We start from the raw sequence: 14,058 nt of genomic DNA on the forward strand, positions 1-14,058 counted from the left end.
GATTAAGCCCTCTCCCCGTCGGGGAGAGGGTTTGGGAGAGGGTTTGGGAGAGGGGTAGCCGAAACGGCAGCCAGTATCGCTTCGGCGACTCCTTCGAGGTTTGCCATTACGTCATTATTGGTGAAACGGATCACGCGATAACCTTGTGATTCCAAATAGCCTGTCCGACAAACATCGCGCCCGGTATCGGCATGGGTGTCGCCGTCGATCTCGATCACAAGCTTGTGAGATCTGGCCACGAAATCGGCGATGTAAGGGCCGACGATCACTTGGCGACTGAACTTGGTTCCGCACAATCGCTTTCCGCGAATAGCTTGCCAAAGCCGGCGTTCCGGTTCGGTCATTTCGCTTCGCATTGCTTTGGCGTGCCGGAGGAGATGTTCGTCGGTTTTGGGCACTGCCCCTCTCCCAACCCTCTCCCCGCAGGGGAGAGGGCTTTAGGCCCTAAGCCGCCTCGGCACGGCCGTTGCTGAGGAAGCCGATCAGCTTGCCCAGCGTTTCGCGCAGGTCTTTGCGATGGGTGACCATGTCGATCAGGCCGTGCTCGAGATAATATTCGCTGGTCTGGAAGTCCTCGGGCAGTTTTTCGCGGATTGTGCTTTCGATCACGCGGCGACCGGTGAAGGCCAGCGTCGCCTGCGGCTCTGCGATATGCACGTCGCCGAGCATCGCATAGGCCGCCATCACGCCGCCCGAGGTCGGGTCGGTAAGGACGACGATGTACGGAAGGCCTGCATCGTGAAGCATCTCGATCGCCACGGTAGAACGCGGCATCTGCATCAGGCTGAGGATGCCTTCCTGCATGCGCGCGCCGCCGCTCGCGGTGAAGACGATGAAGGGCGCCTTGTCGGCAATCGCTGCTTCGACGCCGGCGATGAAAGCCTCACCGACCGCCTGGCCCATAGACCCGCCCATGAAGGCGAAGTTCTGGACGCCGACCACCGCCTTCTTGCCGTCGATCGTGCCCCGTGCATTCAGAAAGGCGTCCTGGTCACCGGTCTGCGCGCGCGCCGCCTTCAGCCGGTCGGCATAGCGTTTCGAATCGCGGAACTTGAGCGGGTCCTCGGCAACCTTGGGGCTGGGGAGAATGGTGAACTTCTGATCGTCGAACAGATACTGGAAGCGCAGATGCGGGCCGATCCGGCCGTGATGCTCGCAATTGGGGCAGACGTGCAGATTGTCTTCCCATTCCTTGCGGAACACCATCTGCCCGCACCCCTTGCACTTGTGCCAGAGATTGTCGGGCGTTTCGCGCTTGGTGATGAAGGGGATCGCGTTGCGAACGCGGTTGAGCCAGCTCATGCGGTTTCCTTTGCTGCGGCGCGGATCGCGGCCGCCAGTGTCTGAACATAATCGCGCACCGGGCCGGGTGCGTCGGCGCCGTGTTCGGCAATCTGCTCGACGATGGCCGAGCCGACCACGACACCGTCGGCGACGCGCGCGATGGCGGCAGCCTGATCTGGTGTGCGAACGCCGAAGCCGACCGCGACGGGCAGGTCCGTCGCCGCCTTCAGCCGTCCGACCGCGGCTTCGATCGTGTCCTGCGCGGCCTGCTGCTTGCCGGTGATGCCGGCGACCGAGACGTAATAGAGAAATCCGTCCGCGCCGTTCAGGACGGTGGGAAGGCGCGCGGCGTCGGTCGTCGGCGTCGCGAGGCGGACCAATGCGATACCCGCGTCGCGCAGTGCAGGCCCAAGGCTTTCATCTTCTTCGGGCGGAATGTCGACGCAGATCACGCCGTCGATGCCCGCGTCGCGCGCCGCTGCCGCGAACCAATCGGCCCCGCGACGGACCATAGGGTTGGCATAGCCCATCAGGACGAGCGGGACATCGGGATGCCGCTCGCGAAAGGCGCGCGCGATCGAAAGGATATCGGCGGTCGTCGTACCGGCGGCGAGGCTGCGAAGATCGGCGGCCTGGATCGCGGGACCGTCGGCCATCGGATCGGTAAACGGCATGCCGAGTTCGATTATGTCCGCACCGCCTTCGACGAGCGCGTCGAGAATAGCCGGGGTGGCGGCGGGCGTGGGATCGCCCGCGGTGATGAAGGTCACCAGCGCGGCGCGGCCCGCCCCGCGTGCGGAGGCGAATGTATCTGCAAGGCGCTGCGTCATCAGCGAATACCCTGCCGCGCACGCCGGCGCAGGAAATGCCGCGTGAAGAGCGCCGACCCGAGGATCGCGACGAGGAACAGGATCACGAGCGCCGTCGATGAAATGGTCGAGGGCGACAGGCTGATCGCCGCATTGTCGATCAGGTTGAGCGCGAGGATGCCGAGCAGTTCTATTACGAGAAACCAGCCGAAGAAATTGACGAGCAGGAATTGCAGACGGCTCATATCGCGACCCCCAGTGCTTCGGCGACGGTGAAGATGTCCTTGTCCCCGCGACCGCACAGATTGGCGAGAATGATGCGATCATCGTCCATCTCGCGCGCCCTGGACGCCACCGCCGCGATCGCGTGCGAGGGTTCGAGCGCGGGAATGATCCCTTCAGTGCGGCACAGGAGCTGAAAGGCGTCGAGCGCCTGATCGTCGGTCACCGAAATATAGTCGACGCGGCCGATATCCTTCAGCCAGGCATGTTCGGGGCCGATGCCGGGATAATCGAGGCCTGCCGAGATCGAGTGCGCCTCCGCGATCTGGCCGTCCTCATCCTGCAACAGATAGGTCTTGTTGCCATGGAGAACGCCCGGAAAGCCCCCGGCAAGGCTGGCGGCGTGCTTCTTTTCCAGCCCTTCGCCTGCCGCTTCGACGCCGAGCATCCTGACATCGGGGTCGTCGAGAAAGGGATGGAACAGGCCGATGGCGTTCGATCCGCCGCCGATCGCGGCGACGAGCAGATCGGGCAGGCGTCCGGCGCGCGCCTGCATCTGTTCGCGGGCTTCGCGGCCGATGACGCTCTGAAAATCGCGGACGAGCTCGGGATAGGGATGCGGCCCCGCCGCCGTGCCGATGATGTAGAAGGTGTCGTGGACATTGGCGACCCAGTCGCGCAGCGCCTCGTTCATCGCGTCCTTCAACGTGCGCGCGCCCGATTCCACCGCGCGCACCTCGGCGCCGAGCAGCTTCATGCGGAACACGTTGGGTTGCTGACGCTCGACGTCCTTGGCACCCATATAGATGACGCAGGGCAGGCCGAAGCGGGCAGCGACCGTCGCGGTGGCGACGCCGTGCTGGCCGGCGCCGGTTTCAGCGATGATCCGCGTCTTTCCCATGCGGCGGGCGAGCAGGATCTGGCCGATGCAGTTGTTGATCTTGTGCGCGCCGGTGTGATTGAGCTCGTCGCGCTTGAACCAGATCTGCGCGCCCTTGCCCGGAGCCGCATCCTCGCGCAGCGCCTCGGTCAGCCGCTCGGCGTAATAAAGCGGGCTGGGGCGGCCGACATAATGTTCGAGCAGATCTTCGAATTCCGCGGTGAAAGCGGGATCGTCCTTGGCCGCGCGATAGGCGCGGTCGAGTTCGAGAACCAGCGGCATCAGCGTCTCGGCGACATAGCGGCCGCCATAGTCGCCGAAATGGCCGCGCTCGTCGGGCTGTGCGCGATAGGAGTTGGGTGCGTTCATTGTGCGTCGCTGTTTAGCGATTTCGTTTCGTCTGTCGAGAGAAGCTAGGCGCTCGCGACCGCCGAGAGAAACGCTGCGATCCGCGAGGCGTCCTTGGTTCCGGGCGCAATTTCAACGCCGGACGACACATCGACGGTCCGCGCTCCGGTGCGCCGGATCGCTTCGGTAACGTTGGCGGCATCGAGCCCCCCCGAGAGCGCCCAGGGCAGGGGATGATCGAAGCCATCGAGCAGCGACCAGTCGAACCGCACCCCCATCCCGCCCGGAAGCGCGGCATTGTCGGGCGTCTTCGCGTCGTACAGGATGCGGTCGGCAGCCTGCGCAAAGCCGCGCGCGGCGCCGAGGTCTTCGCGCTTCCTGACCGCGACGGCCGCCCAGACCTCGCGACCGGTGCGCGCACGGATGGCGGCGGCGCGCGCCGGGGTGGTCTTGTGGAGTTGCAGCGCGTCGAGCCTCGCCGAGGCGATTGCCGTATCGAGCAGCGTGTCGTCGGGATCGACAAAGACGCCGACCTTGCTCACTCGCGCGGGCACCTGAGCGGCAAGCCCGGCAGCGCGGCTGAACTCCAGATTGCGCGGGCTGGGCGGAAAGAAGACGAATCCCACATGGCTCGCTCCGCCGACGATCGCGGCTTCCAGCGTATGGGGTTCGGAAAGTCCGCAAATCTTGGCGGTGGTCGGCATGTCCTGCATGTCGCGCTTCGATGCGCCTGCCGCAAGGCGCAATTCGTCCGGAAAAAGCGGGCAGGGTCGTTCCCGCTGTGGAACGGTTGGCTGTGTTCGGGGTTGGTACCCTACCGGACCGCCGGAGAGGTGGTTGTTCTGAAAGGGTGTTTTCCGATGTTGTGGACCATTGCCATCATTCTGCTCGTGCTGTGGCTGCTGGGCTTTTTCGCGTTCCACGTCGCGGGCGGCCTGATCCACCTGCTGCTCGTGATCGCGGTCATCGTGATCCTGTTCCAGCTGATTTCGGGCCGTCGCAGGCTTTGAACATGGATGGGGGCGGCGCTGTGGGCAGGGCCTAAAGCGTCGCCTCGATCGCGCGGGCGGCCTGGTCGGGATCGTCGGCCTGGGTGATCGGCCGTCCGATGACGAGCACCGATGCACCGCCGTCCAGCGCGGCGCGCGGTGTCACGACGCGCTTCTGATCGCCCGAATTGCCAGCTTTCGGACGAACGCCGGGAACGACGAAAAATCCGTCCTTCCACGCCTTGCGGGCGGCCTTTACCTCCGCACCAGAGCATACGATGCCGTCCACGCCCGCCGATTTGGCGAGGTCGGCAAGCCGGAGCACCTGTTCGTGCGGGTCGGGCGGGAATCCTACCGAGCGCAGGTCGCTGTCGTCGAGGCTGGTCAGCATCGTGACCGCCACGACCTTCGTACCCGTCGGGGCCGCGGCCTTTGCATCCTCGAGCATCGCGCGCCCGCCGGCGGCATGCACCGTCAGGATCGCCGGGTCGAGCGGACGTAGCGCCTGAATCGCCTTGGCGACGGTGTTGGGAATGTCGTGCAGCTTCAGATCGAGAAAGATCGGCAGACCGATTTCGGCCATCGCGTGGACGCCGTGGCGACCATTGGCCATGAAGAATTCAAGCCCCAGCTTGATTCCGCCGACATGCGACTGCACCTTTTTCGCGATCGCTTTCGCCCGGTCGATATCGGGCGTGTCGAGTGCAACATAGATGGGGGAGTTCATGGCTGGTCCACCGGCCTGGTCGCGTCGCCTTCGACACGCGCGGACGGCGGAGCGTCGCCCGGGTCCTGCGCCGGGGACGATGCCGATCCCGCCTGTGCCTTGCGAAGGTCGTTGAGCGCACGCTCGCTGCTCGCAAGCCGCTGTCGCAGGCGCCAGCGTACCGCGTGATAGGCGAGCAGCATAGGCACGAAGCCGAGCAGGAACACGACGAGCAGCAGCAATGGCAGATTCACCTCTGCGATCAGGCCGCCCCACAGATGAATCTGGACCGTTGTCCAGTTGCCATAGGTGAAGGCACCGGCAAGGCCGATCAGGAGCGCCCAGAAGAGGGTTTTTAAGAACTGCATCGAATCGATGTCATAACCGCTGGCGCGATGGGCGCAAAGCCCGGCGCTGGTGCTAACCGATTTCTTCGCGAAGCGATTTGATGAGTCCCGCGATATTGACGAGCCGGGGTTCCTCTTCGTCGATAATGGCGTGAAAGGCGCGGCGCTTGATGCTCGTGACGTGGCCCGGTTTGAGGCGCGAGGTTGGCGGAAGCGTCGAAAGCACGATGTCGATCAGCCGATCGGCGCCGTGGAGGCGACCCCACAGATAATCATTTTCGCGGTAGCCCCGGCTGAAAAACGCGCCGAAGCTGTTGAACTGGATACCCTTGAGCGTGGCCTCCGCACCGCCCTTGCGAATGGCCGTCGCGTCGTCGGGTGCGATCCGGTCGACGCGGATCGGGTCGAACTCGTCAAGGCCTTCGCCCTGCAAGAGCGGCAGCGTGGCGATGTCGAAGAAGGGAAAGCCGAGATAAGCGAGGAGCAGCGGGCGACGAAGTTCCTTCGACAGTGCGCTAAGCCCGGCCGAGAGCAATTCATCGGTTCGCGCATCGAGTGCGGGCAGGTCCATCATCTCGGCCAGGCGGTCGAGCAGCGGGTCGGCATCGGCACCGAGCTTGCGGATTTCGGGCTTCAATTCGGCGAAGGTTTCGGCGCGCTCGCATTCGAGATAGGCCGACAAGGCCTCGTACACCGCGTCGCGGACCGGTGTCAGTTCGGCCTGCCGGTGCTCGGCATCGAGTTCGGTCAGGCGCCGGGCGACGAGCCGCAGGCGGCGGATGCGGAAGGCGAGATCGTGCTTGCGCAGAAAATCGAGTGTGGCGGGAGAGGCATTGTCGCCGCCGGCTCCGCTGAAATCGTCATAGCCGCGCTGGCGAACCGCCTTGTCGACGGCTTCGCGGATCGTCCGGCGACGATCGGGTCCGGGCTGGTCGCCGATCGCGTGAAAGAGGTCGGCGATACGGTCGATCATGCCGTCGACCTTCAAAAGGCCGTAGGAGGCGTGTCCGTACCCGGCCTTCGCGGCAGCACCGACCTGCGCGCGGCGGCGCCATCCAACGATCCGCTTCGGCGTCGGGTAATCGAGAAACAGCGTATAGCCGAACAGCGAGACGACCTGCGTTTCGACCTCGGCGCGGATCTTGTCGACGATGGCGAGCATCCGCGTGATCTGCTCCGACCGCCGGGCAAGTTCTTCCAGATTGTCGCGGATCGGCTGCTGACGGGGCAGTTCGGACAGCGCGCCGATAATCGTCTGGAAGAAACCGGGTGCCTCTTTCGAACGGTTCGACGCCGCGAAGCGGTGGCCTGGCGTGGGGTCGATATAGACGAAGCGGCGATCGACCTGACGGCGCGCCGGGCGTTCGCGCAGCGCCTCGATCGCCGGACGGAACGGCGCGTTGGCGAGAACCGATCCGTCGATCAGCACCGCGGAATCGATTGCGCCCGCGGCATATTGGCGCGGAAGCGCATGTTCCAGAAACGCCTCGCGGTGCGACCACTCGACCTTGCGATCGGCGACGACCTTGTCGATTTCGGCGACGGTGAACGGCGGAAAGGCACCTGGAAAGCTGGACGTCGCGCGCGCGGCGAAGGCGAGTTCGGCCGGATGCGCGAGCGCGTCGCCGATATGCCCACGGTCGCTGAACGAACAGACCAGCCGATGCTCGGTCTCGACGACTTCGGGCGGCGAATTGAGTCGCAACCGTTCGGGGTGACCGGCAAAATCGGTGATGGTGACGAACAGATCGAGCGGCTGATCGGGCGGAAGCAGGCGGGGGCTGACTCGCGTCTTCGCCATGGCGTCGAGCGCGTCGAACATCATCGTCAGCATCTGTTCGCCGCCAAAGGGCGGTTCGAACCAGCGCGACCGCACGAAATGTTCGAGCTTGGCACGGACCTCGTCGCGCGACTCGGGGTCGACCGTTTCATCGACATTGGTGCCGCGTCCGGCGACCATCCAGGCGATCGGAAGCGCCCAGAATTTGGTGAGCCTGGTGGAAGGAGCGCGTGCCGGGGCAAGCAGTGCCTCGACATCGGCCTTTTCCAGCCACATGTCGGTCAGCGGTTCGAGCGATTGTCCGGTCGCGATCGCCTGCGACAGGAAAACGCCGTTGATGCCGCCCGCGCTGGCCCCCGCGACGATGTCGACCATCACCCGAAGTTTCAGGTCCGCCGCCTCGCCGATTTCGGCAAGCAGTTCGCGGTACACCGCCTGGCTGCCATTGCCGCTGTCCTCGCCGTCGCGAAAATCGCGGCTCGCGCGCGCCAGGCGCCAGATTTCCTTGGTGATGCCGTGCATATAGACGGCAAGGCTGATGCCGCCATAGCACACCAGCGCCAGGCGAAGTTCCTTGTCCTGCATGCCTATCGGCCCATCCCGCTCATCTGGTCTTTATAGTAGCCCAGATCGGCAAGTGATCGGAAGCGGTGCGCGCAGCCGCGCTGTCATGCACGCCGGCATCGACGATTTTCAGGTCCTGTGACGCCATGATCCGGTCGAGACGGGCGACGGGCCGACGGGCGTGAAAGCTCGGCCCGCATGATGCGAAATTATAATGGTGGCCGAAGTCGCGCAGGCACCCGCGCGCCGCGCTCCATTCGTTGAGATCGCCCATCAGGACCGATGGAAGCGCCTTCGTGCTCGACCCGACATGCGTCAGAATGGCGTGCGCCTGACGCCGGCGCCACAGCCCAGACAGGTCGAGGTGCATTCCGATGGCGCGAACCAGTATGCCCTTTACCCTGACATCCGCCATCACTGCGCCGCGCGGTTCCAGCGCGGGCAGGTGGATCGGTTCGCAATCGACGATCTGCGCGTCCTTGCGAACGAGGATGACATTGCCGTGCCAGCCCATGCTCATCGGGCGCATCGTGACCGGAACGGGCTTCCAGTCGGTATGTTCGTCGAGCAGATGCGGCGCGATGACGCTCATCCGCTTGCCGAAGCGGCGGTCGGCCTCCTGCAACGCGATGATATCGGCGTCGATCTCGTTGAGGACGTGGAGCGTGCGCTCGGGGCTGCGCCGGCGATCGGTGCCAACCGATTTATGGGTGTTGTAGCTCGCGACCTTTATCATCTTCACGATTGTATCGCTCCACCGCCTAAAAAGGTCCGAACGCAATCATCAACCGCGTCTGCGCGGCAGCCGTATCGTCGCCGACAGGCCCCCGCCATCGCGATTGGCCAATATGATATCGCCTCCGGCCTCGCGAACGATGGCGCGGGCAAGCGCGAGGCCCAGGCCGATACCACCCGTTTCGCGATTTCGCGACGTTTCCAGCCGGGTGAACGGATCGAACACCGCTGCCAGTTGCGCATCGGGAATACCGGGGCCCTGGTCGGCCACCTCTATGCTGACATGGCCGTCGTCCTGACGCAGCGCGACTTCGGCCGAACCGGCGTATTTGACGGCGTTTTCGATCAGGTTGCGCAGCGCGCGACGCATCAGCGACGGGCGGATCAGCACCGGCATGCGCGGTGCATCGACCGCCGTGACGTCCGCGCCGATATCGCGGAAATCGTCGACGACCGCATCGACCAGCGCCGAAAGATCGACCTGCGTCGCGGGCTCGCTGGGGCGGCCCAGCCGGGCAAGCGAAAGGATGTCGTCGAGCGTCCGGTTCATCTCGTCGATCGTGTCGGCCATTTTCGACCGGTCGCCTTCATCCTCGACCGATTCGATGCGCACGCGCAGCGCGGCGAGCGGGGTGCGCAGATCGTGGCCGATCGCGCCCAGCATCCGGTCCTTTTCGTCGAGCATTGCCGTCACCCGGTCCGACAAGTTGTTGAACGCGGTGATGACCGCGCGGACGTCGCCGGGCCCGCGTTCGGCGACGGGCGTGCCGGGCGTGGTGGGATCGAAGCTGCGTGCGGCGGCGGTCAGGTCGCGCAGCGGCCGCGCGATGCGCCGCCCGATCCAGAACATCGGAATAAGCGTCACGAGATAGATGACGAGCGTTTGCGCGATCAGCTGCCAGAAGATGAAGTTGTTCGCACCGGGCCACGGCATGCGGACGTTGAGCCAGCCCTTGGCCGGCAGTTCGACCGCGATCAGCAATTCGTTGCCAAGGCGTCGCATTCGCGCGGCGCGGCGCGGGCCGAGATGGCGAAACCGCATATCACCGGGTCGCATATCGCGGACCATCGTCGCGATCGTACCGACTTTGATGCCCGAGGTGGCGAGCCCGTCACGAATGCCCTGTTCGACTTGCGGCGCATCATGCCGGTCGGTCGGGATCAGGCTGACCGGACCGGTACGTGTCTGGCGCATGCCGTGGTGATCGACGACCGGTTGGCCGGAACGCAGGCTTTCCATCGAATCGACGACGCGGTTGATCGCGGGCACGGTGTACTGCGCATAGCGAAGCTGGCGCCTGCCGTTGAGCAGCAGCGCGAAATTGATCGCCTGGGCGACGAAGAGCAGGATCGCGACCAGCAACATCAATTGGCCGGGGAGGCTGCGCGGCCAGAACGAGCGGATCATAGCCGCGTGACCTCTGCCGAGAGCGTATAGCCGCCGCCCCAGACGGTCTTGATGAGCGCCGGGTTCTTCGGGTCTGCCTCGATCTTCTTGCGCAGGCGGCTGACCTGATTGTCGATCGCACGGTCGAACGCGGCAGCTTCGCGGCCCTGTGTCAGGTCGAGCAGCTGGTCGCGCGTAAGCACCTGGCGCGGCCGCTGCGCGAGCGCGAGGAGGAGGTTATATTCACCGGTCGAAAGCGGCACCGAAACGCCTTCGCGATCGACCAGTGTGCGCTCGCCGGTCTTCAGAACCCAGCCGGCAAAGGCAAAGGACCCCGCTTCGGGTGCGGTCTGGCGCGTACCGCCTGCCGCCATGCGCCGCAGCACCACCTTGATCCGGGCGGCAAGCTCGCGCGGGGAGAAGGGTTTCACGACATAATCATCGGCACCCATTTCAAGCCCGACGATACGGTCGGTCTCCTCGCTTTTCGCGGTCAGAAGGATGACGGGCGTTTCGCTCGTTTCGCGGATGTGGCGGCACAGCGAAAGCCCGTCCTCGCCGGGCATCATGATGTCGAGGATGACGAGGTCGATGGCATAGGCGTTCAGCCGCGCGCGCGCGCTTTCGGCATCCGCGGTCTGGGTGACGCGAAATCCCTGCTTCGTCAGATATTGCGCCAACGGTTCGCGTATCGAGCGCTCGTCATCGACCAGCAGCAGGTGCGGGGTTTCGGCCATGTCCATCGCGGTAGCCATAAATTGATGTGAGAAAAAGGGGCCGGGCGGCGAGGGGGCAAGCCACCCGGCAGTTCAGGGAGAGAGTTACTGGGCCGGCGGGGGCGGCGGAGGACCACCGGCACCGCGCATCTGGTCGAAGCGTGCCTTCATCGCGGCGCGGGCGGCGGCGCGCTCTGATTGGTCGATCTTGCCGTCCTTGTTGGTATCGGCCATTGCGAAGCGCTTCATCGCCGCTGCGCGGAACTCGGCCTGGCTGATGACGCCATTTCCATCGGTATCGAGCCTTGCCATCATGCGCTGGCGCATCTGGTCGCGGCGCGCTTCGAACTGGGCGTGGGCGGCCTGTTTCTCGCTATCGGAAAGCGTACCGTCCTTGTTGGTGTCGAACCGCTGCATCATGCGTTCGTGCATCTGGCCGCGCATATGTCCACGCTCTCCGCGATGCTCCTGCCACTTGGCGCGGGCGGCCTGCTTCTCCTCGGCGGACACGGTGCCGTCGCCATTAGTGTCGAGCCGTTTCATCCAGCGAGCGCCGCGCTTGCCGTGATGTCCGCGCATGCCTCTGTGATGACGGCCCATTTCGTCGGGCGAGAGCTGGCCGTCCTTGTTCGCGTCCATACGGGCGAACCGGGCATCGGCAGCGGCGAGGGCTTCGTTGCGGGTGACGACGCCATCCTTGTTCGCGTCCGCGCGAAGGTGGTGACGACCGGCGGGAGCAGGCTGCTGCTGCGCCGCGACGGCGACACCGGTCAGCGACGTGGCCGCCAGAGCGGCTGAAATGATGAGTTTCTTCATGACTGCGATAATCCTCTGCAAGCTTGCGCGCCAGGTTCATTCCGTTCGCGCTACGGTGACCCTTCTACGGGCCGGCTGTCGCGAGGATTTGTCAGCAAGCCAGGAAATTGTCGCAAATTGTCGCGGTGTGCGATCGAGCGCTCAGCCGAAGATGGCGACGCCCTGCATGGCCTCCGCCACCTGTTCGCCATCGGCATTCCAGAGCGCCATGCGTTGGCTGGAATAGCCGTCATGCGCGCTGTCGGTCTTGGCGCTCAGCAGCCACCAGCCGTCGCGCGTGGTCGGTTCTGGCGTCAGCAGATTGATGATCCAGGTGAGCGAGCTGAGCGGCGTCTGTTTCTGTTCGGCGAGCTTGAACGCGGCGGGCGGCAGGCCATCGGCGACCGCGATCAGCTCGGTCGTGGGATCGAGGCCGTCGCGCGCGCGAAGGCGACCCCAACGCAGCCACTCGGCAGCGTCGAGGCCGTCTTTCGTGTCGACGAAGTTGAAATTGCCGGTGAAGAACTCGTCGGGGCCGGTGTAGATTTTCGCGCCTTTCCCCGGCGGCGTGATCGGGGCCCTGGGTGTCGCATCGTGGCGGATCGCCGAGGACAGCGCGGCCATGAAGCAAAAGGTGGCGCGCAATCCCAACCCGGCCTCGCTCGTCACGTCGGCCTGAATGAAGGCGGCGTTGCGGCCGCGGCGTAGCTTGGACGCCTCGACCGTCACCTTGCCGGCGAGCGGGCCGATGAACGCAATCTGTGCCGAGCGCAGCGGCGGCAGGTCGGATTCGATCTGCTTCGCGGCATCGAGCGCGAGTGCTGCCGACAGCCCGCCATAGGCGGTGCGGCCCTGCATCCAGTCGGCGGGAATTGCGGTGGTGAAGCCGGTATCGGTGGCGCTTGCCTGCGACAGGATGTCGGCGAGCGGGGTCATGCGTGTTTCTCCAGCCAGCGGTCGCGCAGTTCGCGCTTCAGGACCTTGCCGATCGCGCTGCGCGGCAGTTCGTCGATGGGTTCGAGCGCGGCGAGACGCTGCGTCTTGCCGACCTTGCCGTTGAACCAGTCGAGTATGGCGTCGGGGTCTGCATCGCCGTTACCGACATAGAAGCCGACGGGGGTTTCTCCCCAACGTTCCGATGGCACGCCGATGACCGAGCAATCGATGACGCCTTCATGTTCGCGCAGCACCGCCTCGAGGTCGGAGGGGTAGATGTTGAACCCGCCCGAGATGATCATGTCCTTCTTGCGGTCCATGAGCTGGAGGAAGCCGTCTTCGTCGAAGCGGCCGATGTCGCCGTGGCGGATGAAGAGGTTGCCGTGCGCGTCGCGCCAGGTCGCGGCGTCGGTGGCATCCTTGCGGCCGTGATAGCCGCTCATCATCGCCGGCGACCTGCCGACGACCTCGCCGGTCTGGCCTTGCGGCACTTCGTTACCGTCGTCGTCGATCAGGCGGATGTCGTGGCCCTCGACCGGCTGGCCGACGGTATGGAGCTTGGTCGGATTGGCGGTGCAGTTGAGGATGCAGGTCCCGCCGCCTTCGGTCATGCCGTAATATTCGACGAGCAGCCCCGGCCAGCGCGCGACGATGTCGGCCTTCAGCGCCGGTGCAAAGGGGGCGCTGGTGCTCGTCTTGAGGCGGAAGCTGGTCAGGTCGAAACGGTCGAAATCGGGCAAAGCCATGATGCGGGCATATTGGACGGGCACGAGCATGGTGTGCGTCGCACGGTGCTGTTCGGCGAGCTCGAGATACTGGTGCGCGTCGAATTTCGGCATCAGGACGACCGTGCCGCCCCAGGCGAGCGTGGGCAGGAAGCTGACGAGCGTGGTGTTCGAATAGAGCGGGGTGGCAATCATCGTCACCGCGTTGCCGAACCCGGCGGCGGCGTTGCGCGCGATATGCGCCCAGCGCATCGCGTGCGGCTGGACGATGCCCTTTGGCGTGCCGGTCGTGCCCGATGAATAGATGATGTTGAACGGGTCTTGCGGTGCAATGGTGACCGGCGATGGTGCCGCGCCCTCTGGTGCGAGCCAGTCCGAAAGTGCGCGGCCGCCGTCGCTATTGTCGAGGCGAATCTGTTCGGCAGTGATGCCCGCCCCGGCGATGGCGGCGGCGTTTGCGGCATCGACGAACAGCAGTGGCGATCCGCTGTCTGCGACCATCGCGGCGATCTGTTCGGGCGTGGCGGAGGGTGCGATCGGCGTCGCCGCGCAGCCTGCGCGGACCGCGCCGAGAAAAACCACGGCATAGTCGATCGACGGTGCGGCGAGGATGGCGACGGCGCTTTTCCGAGGCACACTGTCGCGCTGCAACGCGGCCGCGACGCGGTCCATGCGGGCATCGAGCGTGCGGAAATCTATCACCCTGCCGGGACTGACGATCGCGGTCTTGTCCGGCCGTTCCGCGGCGTGCGCGCGAATCAGGTCGGGCATGGTCGCGAAGTCGCTTTGCAGCATCGCCTCGGCGGTCGGCATCGTCTCTCCTTGCATTTCGCGC

The 14,058-nt window shown here is 65.1% G+C and carries 16 protein-coding genes; 1 reads left to right on the forward strand and 15 read right to left on the reverse strand.

What is annotated here, in order from left to right; genetic code table 11:
* Window positions 1–2: 2 nt before the first annotated feature.
* Genes J7S20_RS02680 through J7S20_RS02705 form a run of 6 tightly spaced genes read right to left on the reverse strand, consistent with a single transcriptional unit; the run spans window position 3 to window position 4,247 of the window.
* The gene (locus J7S20_RS02680; RefSeq protein WP_284052686.1) at window positions 3–398 is read right to left on the reverse strand and encodes an endonuclease domain-containing protein; all 396 of its coding nucleotides are present in this window, start codon (window positions 396–398) and stop codon (window positions 3–5) included.
* 46 nt (window positions 399–444) lie between these two features.
* Entirely contained in the window at window positions 445–1,302 is an 858-nt protein-coding gene (gene accD, locus J7S20_RS02685; protein WP_284052687.1) for an acetyl-CoA carboxylase, carboxyltransferase subunit beta, read from the reverse strand.
* On the reverse strand, window positions 1,299–2,114 hold the full coding sequence (gene trpA / locus J7S20_RS02690; protein ID WP_284052688.1) for a tryptophan synthase subunit alpha: 816 nt from the start codon (window positions 2,112–2,114) through the stop codon (window positions 1,299–1,301). Before trpA ends, accD begins: the two co-directional genes overlap by 4 nt.
* The gene (locus J7S20_RS02695) at window positions 2,114–2,338 is read right to left on the reverse strand and encodes a hypothetical protein (protein ID WP_284052689.1); all 225 of its coding nucleotides are present in this window, start codon (window positions 2,336–2,338) and stop codon (window positions 2,114–2,116) included. Before J7S20_RS02695 ends, trpA begins: the two co-directional genes overlap by 1 nt.
* Complete coding sequence (trpB, locus tag J7S20_RS02700; RefSeq protein WP_284052690.1) at window positions 2,335–3,564, reverse strand: tryptophan synthase subunit beta; 1,230 nt, start codon at window positions 3,562–3,564, stop codon at window positions 2,335–2,337. The genes J7S20_RS02695 and trpB overlap by 4 nt, the downstream gene beginning before the upstream one ends.
* 44 nt (window positions 3,565–3,608) lie before the next feature.
* Window positions 3,609–4,247, reverse strand: a complete 639-nt coding sequence (locus J7S20_RS02705; protein WP_284052691.1) for a phosphoribosylanthranilate isomerase — start codon at window positions 4,245–4,247, stop codon at window positions 3,609–3,611.
* A 156-nt stretch (window positions 4,248–4,403) separates the two neighbouring features.
* On the opposite strand from J7S20_RS02705, the gene J7S20_RS02710 reads away from it, so the two are divergent.
* The gene (locus J7S20_RS02710; RefSeq protein WP_284052692.1) at window positions 4,404–4,553 is read left to right on the forward strand and encodes a lmo0937 family membrane protein; all 150 of its coding nucleotides are present in this window, start codon (window positions 4,404–4,406) and stop codon (window positions 4,551–4,553) included.
* A 31-nt stretch (window positions 4,554–4,584) separates the two neighbouring features.
* Here J7S20_RS02710 and pyrF read toward each other — a convergent pair whose 3' ends face one another.
* From pyrF to J7S20_RS02755, 9 genes are all read right to left on the reverse strand, one after another.
* Window positions 4,585–5,259: an orotidine-5'-phosphate decarboxylase gene (gene pyrF / locus J7S20_RS02715; protein WP_284052693.1), complete on the reverse strand. Its 675-nt coding sequence runs from the start codon at window positions 5,257–5,259 to the stop codon at window positions 4,585–4,587.
* On the reverse strand, window positions 5,256–5,606 hold the full coding sequence (locus tag J7S20_RS02720; RefSeq protein ID WP_284052694.1) for a lipopolysaccharide assembly protein LapA domain-containing protein: 351 nt from the start codon (window positions 5,604–5,606) through the stop codon (window positions 5,256–5,258). Before J7S20_RS02720 ends, pyrF begins: the two co-directional genes overlap by 4 nt.
* 52 nt (window positions 5,607–5,658) lie before the next feature.
* Window positions 5,659–7,950 (reverse strand): patatin-like protein, encoded by a 2,292-nt coding sequence (locus tag J7S20_RS02725; RefSeq protein WP_284052695.1) that lies wholly within the window; start codon window positions 7,948–7,950, stop codon window positions 5,659–5,661.
* Window positions 7,951–7,969: 19 nt separating this feature from the next.
* Window positions 7,970–8,665 (reverse strand): endonuclease/exonuclease/phosphatase family protein, encoded by a 696-nt coding sequence (locus J7S20_RS02730; protein ID WP_284053382.1) that lies wholly within the window; start codon window positions 8,663–8,665, stop codon window positions 7,970–7,972.
* A 48-nt stretch (window positions 8,666–8,713) separates the two neighbouring features.
* Window positions 8,714–10,072: a sensor histidine kinase gene (locus J7S20_RS02735; protein ID WP_284052696.1), complete on the reverse strand. Its 1,359-nt coding sequence runs from the start codon at window positions 10,070–10,072 to the stop codon at window positions 8,714–8,716.
* Window positions 10,069–10,788, reverse strand: a complete 720-nt coding sequence (locus J7S20_RS02740; RefSeq protein ID WP_284053383.1) for a response regulator — start codon at window positions 10,786–10,788, stop codon at window positions 10,069–10,071. The genes J7S20_RS02735 and J7S20_RS02740 overlap by 4 nt, the downstream gene beginning before the upstream one ends.
* An 84-nt stretch (window positions 10,789–10,872) precedes the next feature.
* Entirely contained in the window at window positions 10,873–11,583 is a 711-nt protein-coding gene (locus tag J7S20_RS02745) for an EF-hand domain-containing protein (protein WP_284052697.1), read from the reverse strand.
* Between the two features lie 141 nt (window positions 11,584–11,724).
* Entirely contained in the window at window positions 11,725–12,498 is a 774-nt protein-coding gene (locus J7S20_RS02750) for a thioesterase family protein (protein ID WP_284052698.1), read from the reverse strand.
* The gene (locus J7S20_RS02755; RefSeq protein WP_284052699.1) at window positions 12,495–14,036 is read right to left on the reverse strand and encodes a class I adenylate-forming enzyme family protein; all 1,542 of its coding nucleotides are present in this window, start codon (window positions 14,034–14,036) and stop codon (window positions 12,495–12,497) included. Before J7S20_RS02755 ends, J7S20_RS02750 begins: the two co-directional genes overlap by 4 nt.
* Between the last annotated feature and the right edge of the window lie 22 nt (window positions 14,037–14,058).

Source organism: Stakelama marina (genome assembly GCF_018122655.1).
Taxonomy (GTDB): domain Bacteria; phylum Pseudomonadota; class Alphaproteobacteria; order Sphingomonadales; family Sphingomonadaceae; genus Sphingomonas; species Sphingomonas marina.

What these genes read in the sequence shown, in the direction of transcription:
- accD (WP_284052687.1), bottom strand. Translation starts at nt 1,302, where the DNA reads ATGAGCTGGCTCAACCGCGTTCGCAACGCGATCCCCTTCATCACCAAG.
- trpA (WP_284052688.1), bottom strand. Translation starts at nt 2,114, where the DNA reads ATGACGCAGCGCCTTGCAGATACATTCGCCTCCGCACGCGGGGCGGGC.
- J7S20_RS02695 (WP_284052689.1), bottom strand. Translation starts at nt 2,338, where the DNA reads ATGAGCCGTCTGCAATTCCTGCTCGTCAATTTCTTCGGCTGGTTTCTC.
- trpB (WP_284052690.1), bottom strand. Translation starts at nt 3,564, where the DNA reads ATGAACGCACCCAACTCCTATCGCGCACAGCCCGACGAGCGCGGCCAT.
- J7S20_RS02705 (WP_284052691.1), bottom strand. Translation starts at nt 4,247, where the DNA reads ATGCCGACCACCGCCAAGATTTGCGGACTTTCCGAACCCCATACGCTG.
- J7S20_RS02710 (WP_284052692.1), top strand. Translation starts at nt 4,404, where the DNA reads ATGTTGTGGACCATTGCCATCATTCTGCTCGTGCTGTGGCTGCTGGGC.
- pyrF (WP_284052693.1), bottom strand. Translation starts at nt 5,259, where the DNA reads ATGAACTCCCCCATCTATGTTGCACTCGACACGCCCGATATCGACCGG.
- J7S20_RS02720 (WP_284052694.1), bottom strand. Translation starts at nt 5,606, where the DNA reads ATGCAGTTCTTAAAAACCCTCTTCTGGGCGCTCCTGATCGGCCTTGCC.
- J7S20_RS02725 (WP_284052695.1), bottom strand. Translation starts at nt 7,950, where the DNA reads ATGCAGGACAAGGAACTTCGCCTGGCGCTGGTGTGCTATGGCGGCATC.
- J7S20_RS02730 (WP_284053382.1), bottom strand. Translation starts at nt 8,665, where the DNA reads ATGATAAAGGTCGCGAGCTACAACACCCATAAATCGGTTGGCACCGAT.
- J7S20_RS02735 (WP_284052696.1), bottom strand. Translation starts at nt 10,072, where the DNA reads ATGATCCGCTCGTTCTGGCCGCGCAGCCTCCCCGGCCAATTGATGTTG.
- J7S20_RS02740 (WP_284053383.1), bottom strand. Translation starts at nt 10,788, where the DNA reads ATGGCCGAAACCCCGCACCTGCTGCTGGTCGATGACGAGCGCTCGATA.
- J7S20_RS02745 (WP_284052697.1), bottom strand. Translation starts at nt 11,583, where the DNA reads ATGAAGAAACTCATCATTTCAGCCGCTCTGGCGGCCACGTCGCTGACC.
- J7S20_RS02750 (WP_284052698.1), bottom strand. Translation starts at nt 12,498, where the DNA reads ATGACCCCGCTCGCCGACATCCTGTCGCAGGCAAGCGCCACCGATACC.
- J7S20_RS02755 (WP_284052699.1), bottom strand. Translation starts at nt 14,036, where the DNA reads ATGCCGACCGCCGAGGCGATGCTGCAAAGCGACTTCGCGACCATGCCC.